The sequence below is a fragment of the Polaromonas sp. genome (assembly GCF_039932935.1).
GTDB lineage: Bacteria > Pseudomonadota > Gammaproteobacteria > Burkholderiales > Burkholderiaceae_C > Polaromonas.
Genome location: NZ_JBDTPB010000039.1, coordinates 193,655 through 214,704 on the forward strand (window position 1 = coordinate 193,655; position 21,050 = coordinate 214,704).

General features: G+C 63.4%; 18 protein-coding genes. 2 read left to right on the forward strand and 16 right to left on the reverse strand.

The genetic code is table 11. The features are described from left to right. Window positions 1-117: 117 nt before the first annotated feature. The 4 genes from ABI546_RS06960 to ABI546_RS06975 form a co-directional block, all read right to left on the reverse strand. Window positions 118-576: an Lrp/AsnC family transcriptional regulator gene (locus ABI546_RS06960; protein WP_348045420.1), complete on the reverse strand. Its 459-nt coding sequence runs from the start codon at window positions 574-576 to the stop codon at window positions 118-120. After that, the gene (locus ABI546_RS06965; protein ID WP_348045422.1) at window positions 564-689 is read right to left on the reverse strand and encodes a hypothetical protein; all 126 of its coding nucleotides are present in this window, start codon (window positions 687-689) and stop codon (window positions 564-566) included. The genes ABI546_RS06960 and ABI546_RS06965 overlap by 13 nt, the downstream gene beginning before the upstream one ends. Before the next feature lie 87 nt (window positions 690-776). After that, window positions 777-2,909 (reverse strand): HAMP domain-containing sensor histidine kinase, encoded by a 2,133-nt coding sequence (locus ABI546_RS06970; RefSeq protein ID WP_348045424.1) that lies wholly within the window; start codon window positions 2,907-2,909, stop codon window positions 777-779. Continuing rightward, complete coding sequence (locus ABI546_RS06975; protein ID WP_348045426.1) at window positions 2,906-3,631, reverse strand: response regulator; 726 nt, start codon at window positions 3,629-3,631, stop codon at window positions 2,906-2,908. Before ABI546_RS06975 ends, ABI546_RS06970 begins: the two co-directional genes overlap by 4 nt. Before the next feature lie 210 nt (window positions 3,632-3,841). On the opposite strand from ABI546_RS06975, the gene ABI546_RS06980 reads away from it, so the two are divergent. Together ABI546_RS06980 and ABI546_RS06985 are read left to right on the forward strand one after the other, a co-directional pair. Next, the gene (locus ABI546_RS06980; protein WP_348045428.1) at window positions 3,842-5,116 is read left to right on the forward strand and encodes an SPFH domain-containing protein; all 1,275 of its coding nucleotides are present in this window, start codon (window positions 3,842-3,844) and stop codon (window positions 5,114-5,116) included. Further along, complete coding sequence (locus ABI546_RS06985; protein WP_348045430.1) at window positions 5,116-6,540, forward strand: hypothetical protein; 1,425 nt, start codon at window positions 5,116-5,118, stop codon at window positions 6,538-6,540. The genes ABI546_RS06980 and ABI546_RS06985 overlap by 1 nt, the downstream gene beginning before the upstream one ends. Before the next feature lie 9 nt (window positions 6,541-6,549). On the opposite strand, the gene ABI546_RS06990 is transcribed toward ABI546_RS06985, so the two are convergent. The 12 genes from ABI546_RS06990 to ABI546_RS07045 all read right to left on the reverse strand — a co-directional run bounded on the left by ABI546_RS06990 (window position 6,550) and on the right by ABI546_RS07045 (window position 21,037). Next, on the reverse strand, window positions 6,550-7,392 hold the full coding sequence (locus ABI546_RS06990) for a creatininase family protein (protein WP_348045432.1): 843 nt from the start codon (window positions 7,390-7,392) through the stop codon (window positions 6,550-6,552). Between the two features lie 162 nt (window positions 7,393-7,554). After that, window positions 7,555-9,423, reverse strand: coding sequence for a potassium transporter Kup (locus tag ABI546_RS06995; protein WP_348045434.1), 1,869 nt, complete (start codon window positions 9,421-9,423; stop codon window positions 7,555-7,557). 429 nt (window positions 9,424-9,852) lie between these two features. Beyond that, window positions 9,853-11,148 (reverse strand): glutamate--cysteine ligase, encoded by a 1,296-nt coding sequence (gene gshA / locus ABI546_RS07000; RefSeq protein ID WP_348045436.1) that lies wholly within the window; start codon window positions 11,146-11,148, stop codon window positions 9,853-9,855. Window positions 11,149-11,300: 152 nt separating this feature from the next. Beyond that, window positions 11,301-12,611 carry a glutamate-5-semialdehyde dehydrogenase gene (locus ABI546_RS07005; protein ID WP_348045438.1) on the reverse strand — a complete coding sequence of 437 codons (1,311 nt, stop codon included), beginning with the start codon at window positions 12,609-12,611 and terminating at the stop codon, window positions 11,301-11,303. A 197-nt stretch (window positions 12,612-12,808) separates the two neighbouring features. Continuing rightward, window positions 12,809-13,339 (reverse strand): hemerythrin domain-containing protein, encoded by a 531-nt coding sequence (locus ABI546_RS07010; RefSeq protein WP_348045479.1) that lies wholly within the window; start codon window positions 13,337-13,339, stop codon window positions 12,809-12,811. A 52-nt stretch (window positions 13,340-13,391) separates the two neighbouring features. Further along, window positions 13,392-13,796, reverse strand: coding sequence for a ribonucleotide reductase subunit alpha (locus ABI546_RS07015; RefSeq protein WP_348045440.1), 405 nt, complete (start codon window positions 13,794-13,796; stop codon window positions 13,392-13,394). Between the two features lie 21 nt (window positions 13,797-13,817). Next, window positions 13,818-14,489, reverse strand: a complete 672-nt coding sequence (locus ABI546_RS07020; protein WP_348045442.1) for a nitroreductase family protein — start codon at window positions 14,487-14,489, stop codon at window positions 13,818-13,820. A gap of 10 nt (window positions 14,490-14,499) precedes the next feature. Next, window positions 14,500-15,822, reverse strand: a complete 1,323-nt coding sequence (locus tag ABI546_RS07025) for an NnrS family protein (protein ID WP_348045444.1) — start codon at window positions 15,820-15,822, stop codon at window positions 14,500-14,502. Then, on the reverse strand, window positions 15,819-18,245 hold the full coding sequence (locus ABI546_RS07030) for an adenosylcobalamin-dependent ribonucleoside-diphosphate reductase (protein WP_348045446.1): 2,427 nt from the start codon (window positions 18,243-18,245) through the stop codon (window positions 15,819-15,821). Before ABI546_RS07030 ends, ABI546_RS07025 begins: the two co-directional genes overlap by 4 nt. Continuing rightward, entirely contained in the window at window positions 18,242-19,510 is a 1,269-nt protein-coding gene (locus ABI546_RS07035) for a nitronate monooxygenase family protein (RefSeq protein ID WP_348045448.1), read from the reverse strand. Before ABI546_RS07035 ends, ABI546_RS07030 begins: the two co-directional genes overlap by 4 nt. Further along, window positions 19,488-20,180, reverse strand: coding sequence for a carbonic anhydrase (locus ABI546_RS07040; protein ID WP_348045450.1), 693 nt, complete (start codon window positions 20,178-20,180; stop codon window positions 19,488-19,490). Before ABI546_RS07040 ends, ABI546_RS07035 begins: the two co-directional genes overlap by 23 nt. Then, window positions 20,177-21,037, reverse strand: coding sequence for a peptidylprolyl isomerase (locus tag ABI546_RS07045; protein ID WP_348045452.1), 861 nt, complete (start codon window positions 21,035-21,037; stop codon window positions 20,177-20,179). Before ABI546_RS07045 ends, ABI546_RS07040 begins: the two co-directional genes overlap by 4 nt. Window positions 21,038-21,050 lie beyond the last annotated feature (13 nt).

Consider the following 21,050-nt stretch of genomic DNA (forward strand, 5'->3'; position numbering starts at 1 on the left):
GGGCAATGCCGACGCCGGGCGCTCCGCATGGCGGGCACCGCTTCAGTGTGGGCCAGCGACACGCAGCCCAGCTGTCAGCAGGCCCCACCAACGATTGTCAGCGCACGCCGACCTGCGCTAGCCGGGCAGTAGCGGCAAGTCGGCCTTCTTCAGCGTGCGCAGCACAAAGCTCGACTTGCTGTGGCGTATGCCCTTGATCTTGTAGAGCCGCTCGCGCAACAGGCGCTCGTAATCTTTGGTGTCTTGCACGGCGATGCGCAGCAGGTAATCGTATTCACCCGACACCAGCCACGCCTCGATCACTTCTGGAATCGCGGCCAGCGTTTCGCCGAATTTCTCCAGCGTGTTGTCGGAGTGGCTGTCGAGCGTGACCTGCACCATCACCGTGTCGCCCAGACCCAGCGCCTGCGCATTGAGGCGCACCGTGTAGCCCTCGATCACGCCGGCTTCTTCCATCTTCTTGATGCGGCCCCAGCAGGGCGAAGGGCTGAGGCCCACGGCTTGGCCGATGTCTTGCAGGCTGGTGCGCGCATCGGCCTGCAACACCTGAAGAATTTTCCGATCTAAAGCGTCCATTCAGGTAATTTATCTGAAATTCTATGATTTGCAGATTTTTTATCTGTTTTCAGCAAATTCAGCAGCAAATCAGGCAAATTATTCGGCGCGCCCCCAGCGATACTTTCTTCCATGGCAGCGGGCTTACCGGTCCGTCTGGCAAGACACAGCCCCCAGCGCGTTACCGCCCGCTGGGGGCTTTGATTTTTATGGCAATCGAATCAGCCGGTCGCGCATTGCAGGCGCAACTCCAGGCACACGCCACTGCCCAGGTTACGCGCAGTGATGGTGCCACCCATCTTGGCCATATACGTTTTGGCGACAAACAAGCCCTGCCCGCGCTGGCCCGCTGCGCCGGTGTCTGGCTGGTCGGACACGCCGTACTCGAAGATTTTGTCCAGCAGTCCGGGCTCGATCTGCGGACCCTGGTTGCTGATGGCGATCACCGCCTCCGGCGCGGTGCCTTCCTGCGCCTGCTGCGACAAGGTGATGCGGATCAGGCTGCCGGGCAAACGGTAGCGCTCGGCATTGCGCAGTACGTGCGACACCACATCTTCCAGCGAGTATTCATCGGCACGCACTGTCACAGCCTGGGTCAGGGGCTCAAAGGCCACGCCGGGAATGCCTGCGGCTTCGGCATTGCGGGCGACATGGCTCAGGAATTCGTTGGCGTCGAGCGTCTGCACATTGAGCGCGGTGGATTCAAAGGCTTCGCTGGGTGAGGCGCTGCCGTACAGCACGCGCACGGCCTGCTGCATGCGGCTGATGTAGCGGTGCGCCGGATCGTCCGCATTGCCGTGCAGCACCATGAGCGACTGCAGCGGCGACATGATTTCGTGGCCCACCGCGTGCCAGGTGTCTTTTTCCTGGGCCACGCGAATCTGCTCGCGGCGCACGTCTTCGTTCACGCGTTGCAGCAGGTCTTGCAGGCCGCCGGCCAGCACGCCCAGCTCGTCACCACCGCGCAGGTCGGCCAGGTCGACCGTCGCCAGGTTGTCGCTGGCACGAACGCCCTTGGACACGGTGGCGGCGCGGCGGGTCAGCTCGGTGATGCGGCGGATTATGCGCAGCTCGATGGCCAGCCAGGTCATAAAAATCGCCAGCAGCATGCCGCCCACAAACCACGAAACGCGGGTGGCCACGGCTGTCAGAACCTTGTTGACGCTGCGAATGTCGCCGGTCAACGAAAGTTCATAGCGGCCCAGCGGCGTGCTGATGATCTCGGCACTGGTGACGGGTGCGTCGTAACCATCCACCTGCAGCCGGCGGATCAGCCAGGCGATCAGGGGAGACGACCGCTCCGTCGTTTCCACGCCGGACAGCGACACGACCTCCGTGCTGGTGTCCGCGATGCCCAGCTTGCGGATGCGCAGCTTCTCACCAGGCAACAGCAGAGGGGTGAGCTCCGCCCATGAAAAGGGCGCCGTGGCGCCGTCGGCATTGCTGTCGAACAGCGGCTTGCCCTCACCGGGCGCCAGCATTTCCACCTGCACCTTGACCTGATCCAGGTCGGCCGGCGGCCAGACAATGCCTGCTGGCCCTTTGGAAAACAGCGCTTCGCGAAACAGCTCCACCGGCAGGCGCACGCTGACGAAGGAACGCCGGGCGCAGTCCGGCCCCGCAGCCGGTGCACCGTCCAAGCAGCGGCCGTCTTGCCACAGCCAGCCGCGGAAATCACGCACAGGCCGGCTTGCGGGCGTGATGGGACCCTCATCCACAAAGCCCACCAGGCGCCCCCTGGCGTTGGCGAAAGGGGAAACGTTGCGGCCCTCCTCCGTGGCCTGCATGGCCTGGAAGGGCGCGATCCAGCGGTAGCGCTGCCCGCGCATCTCGACCGTGATGCGGGCGCGATGCGCCAAACCCAGATCCAGCGTGCCCGAGGTGTGGGACACCAGCGGGCCGCTGTTGAAGCTGCCGACAGCGTAGATAAAACCGCCGGCAAAAGGGTTGTTGCCGACAGCCACACACATCGATGCCGCATCGGGATATTGCACCAGGCAACCGGCCATCTCGATGGCCTGCTGCGCTTTGTTGCGGTCGTCGAAGTCGAGCGCCGAGAACGGCAACACCAGCGGGCGCAGCGGTGTCACTTCATGGTCGTAAGCCGTGGGATTGAGCAGCACGAGCTGACCCGTGGGGTGGCGCAGCTTGGCGGCAATCTGCGCCTGGTTTTTGCGAAAACCATCCTGGTAGTTGCGGTAGCTGCGCTCTTTTTCGTCTTGCAAAACAGCCAGCGCCAGTGCAATGGTGGCCAACCCCAGCAGCAAAAAAGCGCCACGAAAAAATACACGCAGACCGAAAGGCACCCGTGCCGGCAACAGGCGCTCGACGCTCAGGCTGGTGGGCAGCTTCACGCCTTGCCTTTGCCGCGCAGAGGTTCGGGCGCTTCGGCCCAGCGAAAGCCGCGCATGGGAATGTTTTCAATGCCGTCAAACGTCGCGTCGATTTCCCGGAACGCATCGCGGATGGTGCTGACATGCTTGCGGATGTTGTCGCGGTTGCGTCCGCTTTTGACCACCTGGTACAGCTCGTCGTAGCTCACCACCTCGCCGCGGCGGGTGTGCAGCGCCGCCAGGATGCGCTGCGCGGTCAGCGGCAGGTTCACGCGCTGGCCGCGCCAGATGGCCGTGTTCTGGCGCAGCGGGTCCAGCTGCAGTTCGGGGCCGTCGACGGCGGGCGCCTTGCCTGCCGGTTTGGCCTTGGCGCTGCGCAGGATATCCAGGAAGGTCTCGATGAAATCGGCCTCCTCAAACGTGGTTTTTTGCAGGTAGTCCCAGGCGTCCAGGGCTTTCATGATGCTGCGGTAGATGGCAGCCGGCATGGCGGACACCACCAGCACAGGCGTGGCGTGCTGCTGCTTGTTGATGGCATTGATGATGGCCACACCGGCATGGCGCTCGCGCCCCAGCTCGATGTCCAGCACCACCGCGTCGTATTCCTCGCGGGCGACTGCGGCCTCGGCGTCATCGCGGTTAAACCACTGGTCGACCTGGATGCCCGGCCGGGCCGATTCAATCCAGCCCTTGAGCTGGTTGCTCATGGGCAAGTCGTCTTCAATTACGGCAATTTTGGTCATGAGGCGTGCGGCAAGAAGGGGGTGGCGCCATTATGGGTGCCGCCTGCGGTCAGCCGTGTGAGTGTTTCTTCCGTTGGCGGAGCTTTGTCGCCGCCAAACCGCGCAAAGACACCGCGTGCACGCATTGAATGCTCCGGGCTGGATTCGAACAATGGAGGCCAGAGAAAGCGCAACCCGCGCCTCTCGCCAAACCAACCGGAGGAGCCCACCATGAACCCACGTCTTAACCGTATCGCCCTGCGCATCCGCGCCATCTTTTCCAGAGGGGTGCGCGGGACCCGCCGTGTCGCCGCCACCGGCGTGCGCCGCGCCGCCAGTGCCAGCGGCCTGATGATCGCCACCGCTGCGGCTGGCGCGGCGGGCTACCTGCTGTGGGTGCACCCACCCATGGAGTCTGTGGCGCGCGGCAACGTGGCCATTCGCACCAACCAGCTGACCGGCGGCGTTGACGAGTTCCGCGAAGGCTCCCTGCTGCTGCTGCCCGGCCTGCACGAAGTGCGCACCTTCTCGCTGCGCGACCAGGTCTACCGCCCCGAAGGCAGCAGCCGCGCCGACGGCCCCTCGCCCTTCCAGTCGGTGGAAGGCATGTCGCTGGGCGTGGACCTTACGGTGCGTTATGCGCTGGACCCGGCCAAGGTCAATGCACTGGCGCAAAAACTGCCCGACGACATCGCCGGCCAGATCATGCAGCCCGCCGTGCAGGGCGTGATCTACAAGACCTTCACCCGCTACACCGTACGCGAAATCTTTTCGAGCAAGCGCGCCGAGATCCAGCAGCTCATTGAAGCCGAGCTCAAACCCAAGCTTGCGGCCGACGGGATTTTGCTGCGCACGGTGCAGATGGGCAAGGTGGACCTGCCGGCCGACTACCGCCGGGGCATGGACACGCTGCTGGCCGAAGAACTCGCGACGGAAAAGATGCGCTACACCCTGGCCCTGAAGGAAAAGCGCGTGAAGGAGACCGAGCTGGACGCGATGGCGGAGAAAGTGCGCCGCGAAACCAATGCGCAAGCTGCCGCCAGCGAGCAGGTGATTGCCGCCAGGGCGCAGGAAGAAGCCATGAAGCATGTGCTGCCCTTCAAGCAAAAGCAGATCGAGCAGCGCCAGCTGGAAGCCGAAGCCGACAAGCAGTCGCGCATCCGTACGGCCGAGGGCAGCGCCCAGGCGCGGCGCATCGAAGCCTCCGGCGAGGCGGATTCGCGCCAGAAACTGGCAGACGCCGAAGCCTACCGGCTGGATCGCGTGGGCAAGATCAACAGCGAACAGATGGCGCGCGAAGGCGTGCTGATCACGCGCCACCCGCTGCTGATCCAGAAAACCATGGCCGACAAACTCAGCGACAAGATCACCGTGATCATCGCCCCGCCCTCCACCGATGGCGGCTTCGTGGGCGCGGGTTTGTTGGGCGGCTCGCCCAAGGCCGGCCGCACCGTGGCGCAAGCACCCCGCGGCACTGACACGCAAGACGACAAAGAGGCCGAATAATGATCACCACCGCACTCCTGACCCTCGCCATCGTGACGCAGGACCAGGCTACCCTGCGCGCCGCGCCGCGCGATTCGGCGCCGCAGCAAGCAGCCCTCTGGCAAGGTGACGCGCTGGAGATCCGCGGCCAGCGCATGGACTACCTGCAGGTCTACGACCACAGGCGAGAGCGCGCGGGGTTCATCCATGTGAGCCAAGTGCGAACCGTCTCACTGCAGCCCGAAGAAGCGCCGCAGCTGTTGTCGGTGGTGCGTTTCCTGCGCGAAAGCCCCGGCGCTGAAGCCCTGGGCATTGCCTACACGGCCGCTTACCTCAAGGCGGCGCCGGCAGACGCCATAGGCGCGGAAGCCTTTGACGCGCTGGGCACCATGGCCGAACGCCTGGCGCGCCGCGCCTCGATGAAGCACGGCAAGGCCACCAGCGACGTGATTTCAGCGCACATGGAGGTCGCGGCTTTTTACGGTGTGACCTTCAAGGGCTATGAGCAAGGCGGCAGCATGCAGCTTTGCTACAACGGCGAGGCGTTTCGCCGCGTGCTGGCGCTGCCTTCAGACGCGGAGCAACGCGCCCGTGCCGCCCTGGCCGTCACCCGCCCCGACTGCATGAGCCCCGACCTGCACCCGCAGGAGCGCCTGGCGCTGGACCAGTGGCGCGCCGAGGTCCTGGACAAGGTCAGCGCCGTGCAGTTCGCCCAGTTGTCCGAAGTCAGCAAGAACCGATTGCGCCTGCGCCGCGCCGGCGTGCATGCCAGCCTGGCGTTCGAGCAGGCGCGCCGGGCCGAGGCGCCCGCAGCGGCCGCCCAGCGCGCGCTGGCGGAACTCGCGGCAGTGAACAAGCCGGAATTGACGGACAACGACAGGCAGGACTACAACGACGCGGCCATCCGCGTGGGCGCTTCGCGCTGGGCCGCTGAAACCGCCCTGCCCCGTTTGGCCAAATTGACGCTGGCCACGGAAACGGGCCAGGCCGGCGAAACCTGTGTGGCGCTGTATGAAAACAAGGCCGACGGCAAACCTGGCAAGGACGCCGTGGCGAAGCGTTGCACCTACGGCATTGTGTGGGCCGCTTCCGCCAGCGCCCATCCGGACGGCAAGGCCCTGGCGCTCGCGGTGCAGCCGCTCGACGCCTGGCGCGAGCTGTGGGTGTTCCGCAAGAGCGCCGGGCAATGGACGATCGAAGTGCTGCCGCCCGCCAGCAATGGCCCCGAACTCGGTTATGTGGAATTTGCCGGCTGGGTGCGAGGCGCTCCGCAGATGCTGTTGGCCCGCGAGACTCGCATTGCGGGGCGCCTGCGCCGCAGCTTTGAGGTGGCGCGCATGGACACCTTGACGGCTGAGAAACAGGCCGGCGACCCCGGAACGCTGGCTGCCTTCGGTCGCTCGCAGGACGCCGCGTGGAAACGCCAGACCGTGATCCTGCGCTAGAACCTGCTCCTAAAAAGCCGTTTTATCGCTCAGCGTGTCGGCCGGCAGCTGGTCAATCTGTACCAGCAACTGCGCCAGGCTGCGGCCCGCCGAGCCGAGCAGCGCGCAGCCCTTGTCGGCCGTGGCGGCTGCCGCATTGCCCACGGCGCCCTGCGGGTTGTAATCCTGCATCTGCCAGGCCAGCTTGGCGCTGCGGCCGTCGCCCAGGATACTGAACTTCCCAGCCCTGTCCTGTGAGGTCGAATGAAAGTTCTGCGCCTTGGCCATGTCGACCTGCTCCGGCTTGAGCGCCAGCATCATGGAGGTTTCGATCTCACCCGCATGGATGCCGAAGCGGTGCTCTTCGGCGCTGAACAAGTCGTTCACTGATTTGCCATCTTCACCCGTAAGCGGCAAATTGAACCAGTTCACGCTGTAGACCAGCATGCCAAGGCGCGCCCGCAGGTCGCGCGCGACCACATCGAGCAGGCCGACCTGGCCACCGTGCGAATTGAGAAGCACCAATTTTTTGACGCCCGTCTGCGCGACGGATTCGGCCAGCTCGGTCCAGAGCCGGATCACCGTTTCGGCTTTCAGCGTGAGCGTGCCGGCGAAGCGGGTGTGCTCGGGGCTGAAGCCGATCGACTGCGTGGGCAGAAACAGCACCGGCTGTGCAGCCGGCAAATGCGGCAAGGCAGCCTCAATCACGCCCTCCACCAGTGTCGCATCCACATTGAGCGGCAGGTGCGGGCCATGCTGCTCCACTGCGGCCACCGGCAGCACCGCGATGCAGCGAGCAAGGTCCAGGCGTGCGAAGTCCGGGCTCTTCAGGTCAGACCAGAAGCGGATGGGGTGGGCGGCTTTGGAAGTCATGCCTGTATTTTCAGCTAACTGGGGATCGGGGCCGGCAGCCGGCGCCAGGGCAAGAGCCCGGGGCCATTTTTCATGGCAGGAAAAAGGCTCAGACGCTATCAATTCAATAGCTGCTTGCGCCCGTCATTATTGGGTTTCAGAACTTAATCGTTCTGAAAACGTTCAAATCTCGATCTTGCTGCCCAGCTCCACCACGGAGTTGTTGGGCAGGTTCAGGAAGTCTGCCGCACCGCTGGCGTTGTGGTGCATTTGCGCAAACAGCTTCTCGCGCCAGGGCGCCATGCCGCCACCTATGGTCGGAATCACGGTGTCCCTTGAGAGGAAGTAGCTGGTGGTCATGGACTCCAGCTCGCAGCCGCGGCCTTTGATCTGCTGCAGCGCCTTGGGCAAATCCAGGTCGTTCTTGAAACCGTAATGGACATTGACCTGCCAGCAGTCGTGGCCCAGCGATTCGATCTCCAGGCGCTTGTTCATGCCGATCCAGGGGATTTCGTGGTTGCGCACTGTGACGAACAGGTTCTGCTCGTGCAGCACCTTGTTGTGCTTGAGGTTGTGCAGCAGCGCGTTGGGCACGCTGCCGGGCTCGGCAGTCAAAAATACGGCCGTGCCTTCAACCCGCGCCGGCGGGCTGACGAAGACCGCGTCAAGAAAGCTGGGCAGGTCGATGGCATCGGCGCGCAGCTTTTCATTGAGCAGGTGGCGGCCTTCCTTCCAGGTGATCATCAGCGTGAAAACGGCGCCGCCTATCAGCAGCGGGAACCAGCCGCCCGCGAACAGCTTCATGAGGTTGGAGGCAAAGAAGGCGAAGTCGACGACAAAGAAAGCGCCGGTGGCGGCGATACACAGGCCGAGCGGGTACTTCCAGCCGTAGCGGATCACATAGAAGGTCAGGACAGTGGTGATCAGCATGTCAGTGCACACCGCGATGCCATAAGCGGCCGCCAGGTTGCTTGACGAACGGAACATCAACACGGCCAGCACGATGGTGATAAAGAGGCCCCAGTTGACGAAGGGCATGTAGATCTGGCCTGTGTCGCGCACGCTGGTGTGCTGGATATTGAGGCGCGGCAAATAGCCCATCTGGATGGCCTGCTTGGTCACGCTGAAGGCGCCGGTGATCAGGGCCTGCGAGGCGATCACCGTGGCCATGGTGGCCAGGCACACCAGCGGCAACAGCGCCCACTCGGGCGCCATCAGGTAGAACGGGTTTTTCACGGCGGCTGGGTTGCCGATAAGCAGGGCGCCCTGGCCGAAATAATTAAGCACCAAACAGGGCATGACCACCGTGAACCAGGCCAGGCGGATGGGTTTTTTGCCGAAGTGGCCAAGGTCGGCGTAGAGCGCTTCAGCACCCGTCACGCACAGCACCACGGCGCCCAGGATGATGAAGGTGGTACCGGGGTTGGCCCAGATGAAGCGCAGCGCGTGGTGCGGGCTGATGGCCCAGAGGATTTCCGGATGGGAAGCGATTTGCGAAATGCCGAGCACAGCCAGCACGGCAAACCACAGCAGCGTGATGGGGCCGAAAAATTTTCCGATGCCGGCGGTCCCGTGTTTTTGCACGGCGAACAGGCCAAACAGGATGACCAGGGTGATCGGGATCACGCCCTGGGTGAACGCGGGGGAAACCACCTCGAGTCCTTCGACGGCCGACAGCACCGAGATTGCCGGGGTGATGACGCCGTCACCGTAAAACAGCGAGGTGCCGAAGATGCCGACGATCAGCAGCGTCTTGCGCAACTGGGGCTTGTCCTTCACGGCCGTGGAGGCCAGCGCCAGCATGGCGATCAGGCCGCCTTCGCCGTTGTTGTCGGCACGCAGCACCAGCGCCACGTACTTGATCGACACAATGACCGTCAGCGTCCAGAAGAAGATGGACAGAATGCCGTAAACGTTGTCGGGGGTAAAGGGTACGTGTCCGGATCCGAAAACTTCCTTGACGGCATACAGGACGCTGGTTCCGATGTCGCCGTAAACGACGCCGATGGCGCCCAGGGTGAGCGCCGCGAGGGATGATTTTTTACTGGACACAAAAACTTCCCGTCTTTGCCTTTGACCGGGATAACAAGGTCTGGGCGGCGGGAATGGTTACCTTTGGGATGGCTATTTTGCGCCCAGGCACCCGGCTTGCAAGTCGGCAAACGCCCCTAAAACCAACAATTCACGTTTTTGTTGCACCGCAACAACTTGTAACAACCATGGCTGGCTGGCACCGATGAAGCCAGCACGGACAGGCGGATGCTGGGTGCTACTCTTTTGATAGCTGCTTGCGCACGGCCTGCCTTGGCTAGAGACCTAAAAGATCCACAATTCGGACCGTCGCGCGGACACAAGCTCCCCGACTTACGGAGCGGCCGCAGGCAGGCCGGCTTTGCCGGATGCCTTGCGGTGTCCCCTGCAAGGGGAAAAGGAACTACACGAAGCGCAGCGAAGTGAGATCGATAGGGGTGTGCCCAGTCCTTAGTCATACACCTCGGCGTCCGGGTCTGTGGCCTCAAGTTCGTAACTTGCGGCCAGCATGGCCAGCCGGGCGATCACGCCATACATATAGAAACGGTTGGGGCTGCTGGAGCCGGGCTTTTCGCCGGGCTGCGGCAGGCGGCCGCTGTCGGCAAAGGCCAGCGGCACAAAACTGGCGCCGGGTGCGTTGAGGTTTTCGTCCACGCCGCGTTCGGCATGCACGCGGTAAAAACCGCCCACCACATAGCGGTCCATCATGTAGACCACGGGCTCGGCCACTGCGTCGTTGACGCGCTCGTTGGTCAACACGCCCTCCTGGATGATCACTTCAGACAGCGGCTGGCCATCTTTGGTCGTGCTCATCTTGTTCTTGGTCTTGCGGTTGAGCTGGTCGAGGTCCTTGACGTCACGCACCGTCATGATGCCCATGCCGTAGGTGCCGTTATCGGCCTTGACGACGACGAAAGGCTTTTCGTTGATGCCGTATTCCTTGTACTTGCGCTTGATCTTGGTCAGCAGCGCATCGACGTTGGTGGTCAGGCAGTCCAGGCCGGTCTCTTCGGCGAAATTGACTTCGCCGCACTGCGCAAACATGGGGTTGATGAGCCATGGGTCTATGCCCAGCAGCTTGCCGAAACGCTTTGAGACCTCTTCATAGGCCTTGAAATGCCGTGACTTGCGGCGTACCGACCAGCCCGCGTGCAGCGGCGGCAACAGGTACTGCTCGTTCAGGTCCTCAAGAATGCCGGGGATGCCGGCCGACAGGTCGTTGTTCAGCAGAATGGTGCAGGGATCGAAGTCTTTGAGGCCCAAACGCCGGTCAGTGCGGATCAATGGCTCGATCGTGATGGTCTCGCCCGTCGGCAGGTTCAGGGTGGTGGGCTCCTTGATGTCGGAACTCAGCGACCCAAAGCGCACATTGAGGCCAGCCTGGTGAAAGATGCGCTTGAGCTGCAGCACATTGGACAGATAGAAACTGTTGCGCGTGTGGTTCTCGGGCACGACCAGCAGGTTGCGCGCCTCGGGGCAGATTTTTTCAATCGCGGCCATGGCGGCCTGCACTGCCAGCGGCAGCATTTCGGGCGTCAGGTTGTTCCAGCCGCCGGGGTAGAGGTTGGTATCGACCGGTGCGAGCTTGAAGCCGGCATTGCGGATGTCGACCGAGCTGTAAAAAGGCGGCGTGTGCTCCATCCACTCCAGCCGGAACCAACGCTCGATGGCGGGGGTGGAGTCCAGGACGCGTTGTTCGAGTTCGTTGATGGGGCCGTTCAGGGCGGTGATGAGGTGCGGAACCATTCGGCCACTTTCGATGAGGGGATCTGTTATTTACTTCGGTTATATCTGACCGAATTCTAGGGAGATTGGGATGGGTTGCCGGGGTTACAAGGGGTAACGCCAACCCAAGCCATCCAAAAATCCGTGGGCCGGGCTCGCGGCCCGGCATGGCTTCAGGAGCGGACTTCGCCCTGGCCCAGCACCACGTATTTGAGGGACGTGAGCCCCTCAATCCCGACCGGCCCGCGCGCATGGAACTTGTCGGTGCTGATGCCGATTTCGGCGCCCAGCCCAAACTCGAAACCATCAGCGAAGCGGGTGCTCGCATTCACCATCACGCTGGCTGAATCCACCTCGCGCATGAAACGCTGTGCATGCATGTGGTCGCGCGTGAGGATGGCGTCGGTGTGGTGGCTCGAGTACTTGTTGATGTGGGCGATGGCTTCGTCAACGCCCGCCACCACCTTGATGCTGATGATGGGTGCCAGGTATTCCTCGTACCAGTCCTGCTCGGTCGCGGCCTTGAGGTTGCCGCCCTTGACGCCGGCCAGGATGGCCAGTGCTTCGGCATCGCAGCGCATTTCCACGCCCTTGGCGGCGTAAATCGCGCCGATTTTCGGCAAGAACTGCGCCGCCACGCCGCGCGCGACCAGCAAGCCTTCGCTGGCATTGCAGGGGCTGTATTTTTGCGTCTTGGCGTTGTCCGCCACATTCACCGCCATGTCGATATCGCAAGGGTCGTCGACATACACATGGCAGTTACCGTCCAGGTGCTTGATGACCGGCACCTTGGCGTCGCGGCTGATGCGTTCGATCAGGCCCTTGCCGCCGCGCGGAATGATCACGTCCACATACTGCGGCATGGCGATCAGGTGGCCCACGGCTTCGCGGTCGGTGGTGGGCACCAGCTGCACGGCCTCTAGAGGCAGGCCGGCGTCTACCAGCGCCTGCTGCACCAGCGCGGCCAGTGCCTTGTTCGATTCAATCGCTTCAGAGCCGCCGCGCAGGATGCAGGCGTTGCCGCTTTTGATGGCCAGCGCCGCGGCTTCAATCGTCACGTTGGGGCGGCTCTCGTAAATCATGCCGAACACACCGATGGGCACACGCATCTGCCCCACGCGGATGCCGCTGGGCTGCTCTTTCATGCCGATGATGTCGCCAATCACGTCGGGCATGACGGCGAGCTGCTCGCAGCCAACCGCCACGGTTTCAATGATTTTGGGCGTGAGCTTGAGGCGGTCCAGCATGGGGCCGGCCAGGCCCGATGCCGTGCCGCGCTCGATGTCGCGCTGGTTGGCGGTTTGCAGCGCCGCCACGTTCTGGCGCAGGAGGCTGGCCAGGTTCAGAAGTGCTCTGTTTTTGATAGCGGCTTGCGCACGCGCCACTTGGGCTGAAGCCACTTTTGCCTGTGAACCCATGGTTTGCATGAGCGCCGGGATTTCGCTGCGGGCAGCCAGGGCGTTGGGGGAGTCGGGCGCGTTCATCCTGCTATTTTGCCTCTAATCATGGCAAGGAGCCTGTCGGGCGTGGAGCGTCGAAAGCGAAAATCGGCCGCCGGGGGGGACAGTTTTGCCGGGTTTGCAGGCCCATAGCCCAGCTATGGGACAAAAAGACGGCGAAAAATGGACCACTGCGGTCGATTTGCAGCCGACGATTCTCAAGTCCGACAGGCTCCTAGAGATCAGTTGGCGGCGCGAACGCCGCGGCGTTGCATCATGTCGCGACTCATGGCCTGCAGGGCTTGCGCCGTCAGCACTGCCTGCGCGGCGGGGTAAGCCAAACGGTCTTCGTCCGCCAGGTGCCGTTCATACAGACCGGCGAAGCGGCTCAGTGCCGCCGTCTGGGTCGCCGTCAGCGCAACCCAGCCGGCCACCGGGCCCTCGGCGATCTCAAGCAGCACGCTGCGCGCCGCGGGCCAGGCCGCTTCCATATCCCGGTGATCCTGCAGCAGGCGCTGCACCACGGTGCGCAAGCCTGCATCGGGCCCGGCCAGCAATGGCGGGAACACGTGCAGCTCTTCGTCCTGGTGATGCAGCGGTGCGGCAAGGTCAAAGTAACGCATCACGTCGCGGGCCGCCTGGCGCACCGAATCGTCGCGGCCACGTTCAAGCATGTGCTGCTGCAGGCGAACCAGCAGTGCGAGCATGCGCTCTACCCGCTCATGGCAGGCGGCCAGCATGTCGAAAGGCGCCTCGAACCCGGCACCTGGCATATGCACGCCGGGAAGGGAAGCAGGCCGCGCGACCCGGCGCATCACTCCCATGTCAACCGAACTGCACGGGTTGCCCTTGCGGGTCAAACGGAATAAACGCGCCGATGTTGCCCTGCTTGATGGACTCGACCATGCGCTGCAGCGGCTCCTCCGCATCTTCGGAGGTCGGTGCACGGTTCATCGAACCCGACATGGCCGCGGCAAACACCAGTCCCCAGTGGTGACCGAACTGGCTGGACTCCTGCGCCAGCGCGGCAAAAGAGCTCAGTTCCTCAGGGCTCTTGTCGACACACATCAAGGGGACCAGCGCGCCGCCCTGGCCGGCCTTAAAACGTTCGCGCTGCACCGGCGAGCTGTCCTCGGGCAGCTCTACGCCGGTAAATACGAACAGCAGACGCTGCGGCTCGGGTTGTGCGCGGGCGGCCTGCAGCAGGTCGTCAAAACTCAGAATGTCCATGGGTCCATCCAGTCTCAGGAATTAAAAAAGATCCGACGGCTCGTGCCTCGGTGCGGCGCCGTCGGCAGAAAGGCTGCTTACAAAATCAGCCGGTACCGGCCTCAAGCGGGGGGGCTTGCGCGACTGGGCCGTCCCGACGCTGACAAAACACAGGGCATGTTCGCCGTCTGCCAGGTCGAACAGCCGGCGCAGCCCCCCGGACTTGAGCGCCTTGCCGCTGGTCAATGACGAACCATAACCCAGGGCCGTGGCCATGAGCAGTATGTTCTGCACAGCACAACCGGCCGAGACCATGCGTTCAGGCAGGTCGACCCCGGCATCGCCACACTCGCCATCGACCACCACCAACATGAGCAAGGGGGCACGATGCGCTTTCTCACAGGCCTGCACGATCTGTTCAGGGGTGGCCTGCGCGTCCCGCTCCACCAGCGCTGCGCCAAATACCGCGGCCAGCCGGGCGCGCGCTGCTTGCGGCACCAGCACAAAACGCCAGGGCAGCAATTGCCCATGGTCGGGCGCGGTAGCGGCGGCGTTCAAGATCATGCCGAGCTGCTTCGCGTCGGGGCCGGGTGCCGCCAGTCGCTTGGGCAAAATGGTCTGGCGCGACTGCATGAGGGCCGCCGTGAGCTGCGCCGGGTCGGCCTCGGCCGCGACGACTACCGGGGTCTGACCGGGAAAGGCAAGCAGGTTCATCAACTTGCTTTCAACCGGGACGCCCGTCGGCACGCAGGCGGCCATACCAGTTACCCAGGCGCACACCCCACACCCCCATGACCCCAGCCCACAACAAGACAGCCGCCAGCAGCAGCCATGCGGCAAAGGCAGTTTGCGCCGCCGCGCCAATGCGCAACAGCGTTGCCGCCTGCAGCAGCAAAAAGAGGGTCCATGCCAGCCTGTCCGCCACCAACGCGCGTCCGCTGTGGCCACAGGACACACGTGTCACCATGGCCAGCATCAGCGAAGCCAGGCAGCCCATCGTCAAGGCATGCAGCGCGCCGAGTGCCAGGACGGGGGAGTCCTGCACCAGGCCAAGCAGCTGCGCCATACCACCCAGCACAAGCGTCAGACCGAACCACAGAAAGCCGATGTGCAACATGGCGAGCAGCCGGTTTTTCAGACTTTGCATCAGCCCCCATACCACGGCCAGCCAGAGGAACACGCCCCCTGCTGCCAGCTCTAAAACGCCATGCAGGGCGACCCAGGCCACACCAACCGTCCCCTGCGGACGGCCCTCCAGTTCAATCCATACCGCGGCCACCTCAAAGGCAGCCACAGACAGCATGAGCCATAACACCCAGAATGGTCGCCAAGCGTTGATAAAAGGCAATGCGCTGGAAGTAAAAAACGGAATCATGCGGTGCGCCACCGAGACATACACCACGACCACAAATCCCCACAGACCGGAAAGCACGCAGGCACGCGCCACGGCGGGCGAGCCCAGCAACAAGCTCAGTGGCAGCGCCGTCAGTGCAAGGCACCCCACGATGCAGGCCACGCCAATGGCGCGGGCATGCACCTTATCCGGGGCCGGACTGCGCAGCAGCAAGCCCCAAAATATCGAAGTTATCCACGTCAGACCGGCTGCCGATATCAACATCCCCGCCAAGGCTATCGGGCGATACAGGTGCGCACCCGCCAGGCAAACCAACCAACCCGTTGCCTGGAGTAGCAGCGGTATCAGCAACTGCCGGGGCGCGGGCGCCTGAACGCCCAGCCATTTCGGCCCAGCGGTAAAAAGAAAGCCCGAGAAGAAAAGCGGCAAAAACCCGAAGGTCATCACTGCGCTGTGCATCAGCGAGGGCGACAACGCATAAGACAAGTTGAGCGCCGTGCTGACACGGTCGAGCTGCACCAGGGCCCACCAGGCCCCGGCAGTCACCAGAATCACCATCGCGAGAAAAAATGCCAGCCGGTGCGGTGCCTGCAACAGAAGGCCCGTCCGCCAGCGGCGGTCAACCCCAGCAGGCCCGTTGGCCGGCCATTGGCCGGAGCGCGGCTGCGGATTGGGCACAACATGTTCAGTCATCCACAAACCCCCAGATGGCCGCACTGGGTGCAGTAGTCGCAGCCGTCCTTGCGGATCACTGCGTGTGCACCGCACTCGCTGCATTTCTTGCCCGCCATCACCGGCGGCGCAAGGGCAAGGTCGATCTGCGGCTCTGCCGCAAGCGCCGAGCCGGTCGCTCGCTGGTCAGCGCGCCGCGCGATGATGTTCTGTACCGCATAGGCAATGGCGGCCACTTCCGAGTCGTGCCACAGCGGCACGCGCGTACCGTCGGCTTTTTCGTAGGTTCCGAGCCGCACCGGACCGCGGTCCCAAGCCACCTTGCGCATGTCGCTGAGCGCACGCTCAAGAAAACCTCCGCGTGCGGCCAGCGAAAGCATTCGCATGCTGGAGGTGATCCACTGCTGCGACTCGCCGCTCTGGCCCACAGGCATGAAAAATTCGATGGCCCGCTCGACTGTGCCGTCTCCCGAAGCGGTCGGCACGGGCAAAAAGGACACCACGATATAGAGTGTTTTGCGCCCCTCCTGCGTCCAGTAATCCACTTTTTCCGCCACTGCCGATAACGCGCCCTTGGGACGGCTTTCGATCACCGTGCGCATCGGGTCCACGGCAGGCGCTGCTGCCGGCGTGGCTTCAGGGTCTGCATGGGTTTCGAGCACTGAGCCGAGGATGGCGTTGGGCCGATAAGTGGCCAGGCCCTTGAGCTTGGCACGCCAGGCCTGCTGGTACAGGCCCTTGAAGTCTTCGTACGCGTAGTCGACCGGCACATTGACGGTTTTGGAAATCGCGGTATCCACAAACGGTTGAACCGCTTCCATCATGCCAATGTGGCTGTCCGCCGACATCTCGAGCGCCGAAACAAAGTAGCCGGGCAGCTTGTCCACATCGCCGCCAAGTTCACGGTACAGGCGCCAGGCATGGTCTTCCACCGCATATTCGGTGGTGCTGCCGTCGGACTCGCGTTTCTTGCGCCTGTACATCCAGGAGAACGGCGGCTCAATGCCGTTGGAAGCATTGTCGGCAAACGCCAGGCTGACTGTACCGGTCGGGGCAATCGACAGCAGATGGCTGTTGCGAATGCCGTTGGCGCGTATGGCCTGCTGCAAGGCGGCCGGCAGGCGACTGGCAAAGGTGCCCGCGGCCAGGTAGCCTTCGGCATCGAACTTCGGAAACGCGCCTTTTTCTTTCGCCAGCGCCACCGACGCAGCATAAGCCGCATCCCGCATGGAGACGGCGATACGCGCCGCCATCTCGCGCCCCTCGGCCGCATCGTAGCGCAGGCACAGCATGGCCAGCGCATTGCCCAGGCCGGTGAAACCGACGCCAATACGGCGCTTGGCGGCGGACTCGGCCTGCTGCTGCGGCAGCGGCCAGAACGTGACGTCCAGGACATTGTCAAGCGCGCGCACCTGGGTTGTCACCGACTTCGCGAAAGCCTCGAAATCAAAATCCGGCACACCGTTGAAGCCAAAGGGATGACGCACAAACCGCGTTAGAATGATGGGCCCGAGGTCGCAACAGCCGTAGGGGGGAAGCGGCTGTTCGCCACAGGGATTGGTCGCCGCGATCTCTTCACAATAACGCAGGTTGTTGTCCTGGTTGATGCGGTCCAGGAACAGGATGCCGGGCTCGGCGAAGTCGTAGGCCGAGCGCATCACGGTATCCCACAACTCGCGTGCCGCCACGGTCTGGTAGACCCACAGTCCGTCGGTCCGCTGGAATGCACCCTGCTCCATCAAAGGTGCACCGGGTTTGGCCTTGTGCACCAGTTCCCAAGGCTGGTCCTCGGCCAACGCGTGCATGAACGCGTCTGGCATGCCGACCGAAACATTGAAGTTGTTCCAACGACCGGGCGTGCGCTTGGCAGTGATGAACTCGTGCACATCCGGGTGATCTATGCGAAGCACACCCATCTGCGCGCCGCGCCGCGCACCGGCGCTCTCCACGGTGGAGCAGGACTGGTCAAAGACGTTGATGTAGCTACAAGGGCCAGAGGCAATGGACGCGGTGCCTTTGACTTCAGCGCCGCGCGGACGGATGCGGGAAAAGTCGTAACCCACACCGCCACCGCGCCGCATGGTTTCGGCCGCTTCGCGCAAGGCTTCATAGATGCCGGGATAGCCGCCGTCATCAACGCCCTGGATGCAATCGCCGACGGGTTGCACAAAGCAGTTGATCAAGGTGGCCTGGATGGCAGTGCCGGCCGCGCTCATGATGCGGCCTGCGCCAATCGCACCTGCGTGCAGGTTCTCGAGGAACAGCGCTTCGTGTTGGGCCCGCTCCGCCTCAAGCTCGACTGAGGCCAGGGCGCGCGCTACGCGCCGGTACAGGTCTTCCACGCCGGTCTCGCCGGGTTTGAGGTATTTTTCCTTCAGCACGTCGTGGCTGATGGGCTGGGTGGCAGTCAGATCCTGAGGCCGCCCGAAGGGATCGCGTTTCATGCTTGTGCTCCTGCAACAGACGCTGCTGGCCGAATGCCACCAAGCAGCCACTGCATTAATTCTTGCACCGAACAGATCCGGTCGCCGAACGGCAAGCTGGCAGCACCACGGAAGAAAAGGCCTTTGCGCGTATCGCCCTCGAAGGCGTGACCGAGCTGCTGGTCAATGCAGAACTGGCCCATGCCAGCCACGCCGTCGCGCAGGCCGCAATGAGCGAGGCAGTCGAACGACATGTTGCATTTGGCCTTGACATGGGCTGCCGCCTGGAGCAGGGGTTCAAGCCGGATGTATTTTTCCAGCCAAGGTGTGCGTACCGCACGCGCGGGCAGGCCTGCCACGCTGATGAACTCCACCATGTCTTCCGGTTTGGCTTCGGCCAACACCCTCTTGAAGGCGGGGTCGGCATCGCACTCCTGGGTGACGGCAAAGGCCGTACCCAATTGCACGGCCGACGCGCCCAGAGCCTGCAGGCGCAGGATATCGTCCCGGCAGTTGATGCCGCCGGCGGCAATCAACGGAATTTCGCGTTCAATGCCGGCCGTTTTGAAAAACTCCAGCACCTGCGGAATGACCACCTCGAAATCGAAGCGGCTGTCATGCAGGTCCGCGACTTTGGCGGCGCCCAGGTGGCCGCCCGCAAGGCCGGGATGCTCAATCACGATGGCATCGGGCAGACGCCCTTTTTTTTGCCACTTGCGCACCAGCAGTTGCACCCCTCGCGCGTCCGATAAAATGGGGATCAACACTGCGTTGGGATAGTCCCGCGCCAGCTCCGGCAAATCAAGCGGCAGACCGGCACCAACCACCAGCGCATCAGCCCCACTGTCCAGCGCCTGGCTCACATAACCTTCGTAGGCACTGAGGGCCTTCATGACATTCACGGCAATCAGGCCGCGGCCTTGTGCCAGCCGACGGGCCTTGCGAATTTCCCGGTCAAGCGCCTCGAAATTGGCGGCATCGATCAAGGCACGGGCATCGGGCTCCTTGTTCAAGTGGCGCGTTTTGGCCATCAGGTCAGGATGCAGACGCCGCAAATCCACGGACGACAGGGTGCCCACGCCGCCCAAGCGGGCCACCGTGCCGGCCAACCCTCCCGCAGAAACACATACACCCATCCCGCCCTGCACCACCGGGATCAGCTCCTTGCCGCCAATGCGCCAGGACCGAAGGCCCGAATCGTCGGCAAGTGTCTGCAACACTGCCGCCGCCGCGATCGAATTGGTGCTCGCCTTCGCGGCAAGGTCAATTGCTGATGATTTGTCCATCGTGCTCCACATAAGGTTGATACGGGCCAGTGCCGCTGTTGGAGGCTATCGCGGCAGGAATGAAACTTCCTTGTCGTACATCAAAGATGTGGATTTCGCCGTCCTCAATGACGTAATGCCAGCCGTGCAGAGTCAAAGCGCCCTTCTCCACCTCACGCCGGACCATGGGATAGGCCATCAGGCGCTCGAGTTGCAACACCACGATGCGCTGCTCGGTGCGGCGCAGGGCCTCGGGGCTGGTCTGGACCGGCAGCAAGGCCTCGCTCGCCAGCTTGAGCCACGCCTGCAGTGCCACCGCTTCCTCAGGCACACCTTCGTACGCAGCACGAATGGCGCCGCAGTGGCTATGGCCACAGACAATGATGCGCTCCACATGCAAGCTGAGCACCGCGAACTCGATCGCCGCCGTGGTGCCATGGAGCCCATGTGAGCCGTCATAAGGCGGAACGAAGGCCCCCACGTTGCGTACGATGAAAAGCTCGCCCGGGCCGGCACCGGTCAGCAGGTAGGGCACTACGCGCGAATCCGAGCAGCCAATGAACAGCGTCTTTGGGTGCTGTCCCTGCGACACCAGATCCTGAAAGGACTGCTGGTGCAACGGAAAGTAGTCAGAGTGAAAACGCCGTAAACGCAGCAGCAGCTTGTCTGCGGGGGCGGCGTTTTCGGTCATTGCACCAGGGGAGAATCTGCGCCCTCAAGAGCGATGCCTTCTATCTCCGCCTCCCCCACCAACAGGCTCATGTACTGGTGCAACGCCCGCGCGCGCGACTGCATGGTCAGCAAAGCCGCAATGCGTTCGCGCACTTCCTCATACGCCGGCTGGGTGCCGCTGCGGCGCTCCAGCACGTCAATGATATGAAAACCGAAACGTGTGTGGAACAGACGCGGATGCACGCCGGTGCCGGTTTGCGCATGCTGGAGGTGAAACAGTTCCGTCGCCAGTTCGGGCGCACAGTCGTCAGGCCCTATCCAGCCGAGATCACCGCCCTGAGCGCTGCTCGGGCAGTTGGACAACTCGGCAGCCAGCTGCGCAAAACGTCCGGGGGCCACGCCCTTGTGCGACAGTTCCAGCAAGGCACGCTCGGCATGCACGGTGAGTGCCTGGACGTTGACACCGGGCGTGACAGCAAACAGGATGTGCCGCACATGCAGCGCCTGGCCCACCAGAAACTGCGCCTTGTGGGCTTCGTAATAACGCCGGCCCTCCTCGTCGGTAGGCCGGGGCGTTTGCACCGACTGGTCCACCATGGCCTCGATGACTTCGCGCTCGGCTTGGCCCAGCTCTGGCGCGCTCGACACTGCGGGGCTCAGGAACAGGCCCTGGCGCACGGCCTCCTGCCTGAGCAGTTCGGCATAGGCCAGCTCGCGCAGTGTGCCCGTGTCGGGTCGTTGTCCGGGGACATGCAGGCTGACGCCGTTGACGCTGGCGGTCGGCAGCTCAGGCGCAGCGGCAGGGCCGCCGCACTGGCACGCGCCGCTGCCACAGCCCTGGGCAGCAACGGGGGATGGGGAGGATGAGATGTTCATGGTGGTGATCCAG

Bases quoted from the DNA above. Each gene is read 5' to 3' on its own strand.
- ABI546_RS06960 (WP_348045420.1), bottom strand. From the start codon at position 576: ATGGACGCTTTAGATCGGAAAATTCTTCAGGTGTTGCAGGCCGATGCG.
- ABI546_RS06965 (WP_348045422.1), bottom strand. From the start codon at position 689: ATGGAAGAAAGTATCGCTGGGGGCGCGCCGAATAATTTGCCTGATTTG.
- ABI546_RS06975 (WP_348045426.1), bottom strand. From the start codon at position 3,631: ATGACCAAAATTGCCGTAATTGAAGACGACTTGCCCATGAGCAACCAG.
- ABI546_RS06980 (WP_348045428.1), top strand. From the start codon at position 3,842: ATGAACCCACGTCTTAACCGTATCGCCCTGCGCATCCGCGCCATCTTT.
- ABI546_RS06985 (WP_348045430.1), top strand. From the start codon at position 5,116: ATGATCACCACCGCACTCCTGACCCTCGCCATCGTGACGCAGGACCAG.
- ABI546_RS06990 (WP_348045432.1), bottom strand. From the start codon at position 7,392: ATGACTTCCAAAGCCGCCCACCCCATCCGCTTCTGGTCTGACCTGAAG.
- gshA (WP_348045436.1), bottom strand. From the start codon at position 11,148: ATGGTTCCGCACCTCATCACCGCCCTGAACGGCCCCATCAACGAACTC.
- ABI546_RS07005 (WP_348045438.1), bottom strand. From the start codon at position 12,611: ATGAACGCGCCCGACTCCCCCAACGCCCTGGCTGCCCGCAGCGAAATC.
- ABI546_RS07010 (WP_348045479.1), bottom strand. From the start codon at position 13,339: ATGCCAGGTGCCGGGTTCGAGGCGCCTTTCGACATGCTGGCCGCCTGC.
- ABI546_RS07015 (WP_348045440.1), bottom strand. From the start codon at position 13,796: ATGGACATTCTGAGTTTTGACGACCTGCTGCAGGCCGCCCGCGCACAA.
- ABI546_RS07020 (WP_348045442.1), bottom strand. From the start codon at position 14,489: ATGAACCTGCTTGCCTTTCCCGGTCAGACCCCGGTAGTCGTCGCGGCC.
- ABI546_RS07025 (WP_348045444.1), bottom strand. From the start codon at position 15,822: ATGACTGAACATGTTGTGCCCAATCCGCAGCCGCGCTCCGGCCAATGG.
- ABI546_RS07030 (WP_348045446.1), bottom strand. From the start codon at position 18,245: ATGAAACGCGATCCCTTCGGGCGGCCTCAGGATCTGACTGCCACCCAG.
- ABI546_RS07035 (WP_348045448.1), bottom strand. From the start codon at position 19,510: ATGGACAAATCATCAGCAATTGACCTTGCCGCGAAGGCGAGCACCAAT.
- ABI546_RS07040 (WP_348045450.1), bottom strand. From the start codon at position 20,180: ATGACCGAAAACGCCGCCCCCGCAGACAAGCTGCTGCTGCGTTTACGG.
- ABI546_RS07045 (WP_348045452.1), bottom strand. From the start codon at position 21,037: ATGAACATCTCATCCTCCCCATCCCCCGTTGCTGCCCAGGGCTGTGGC.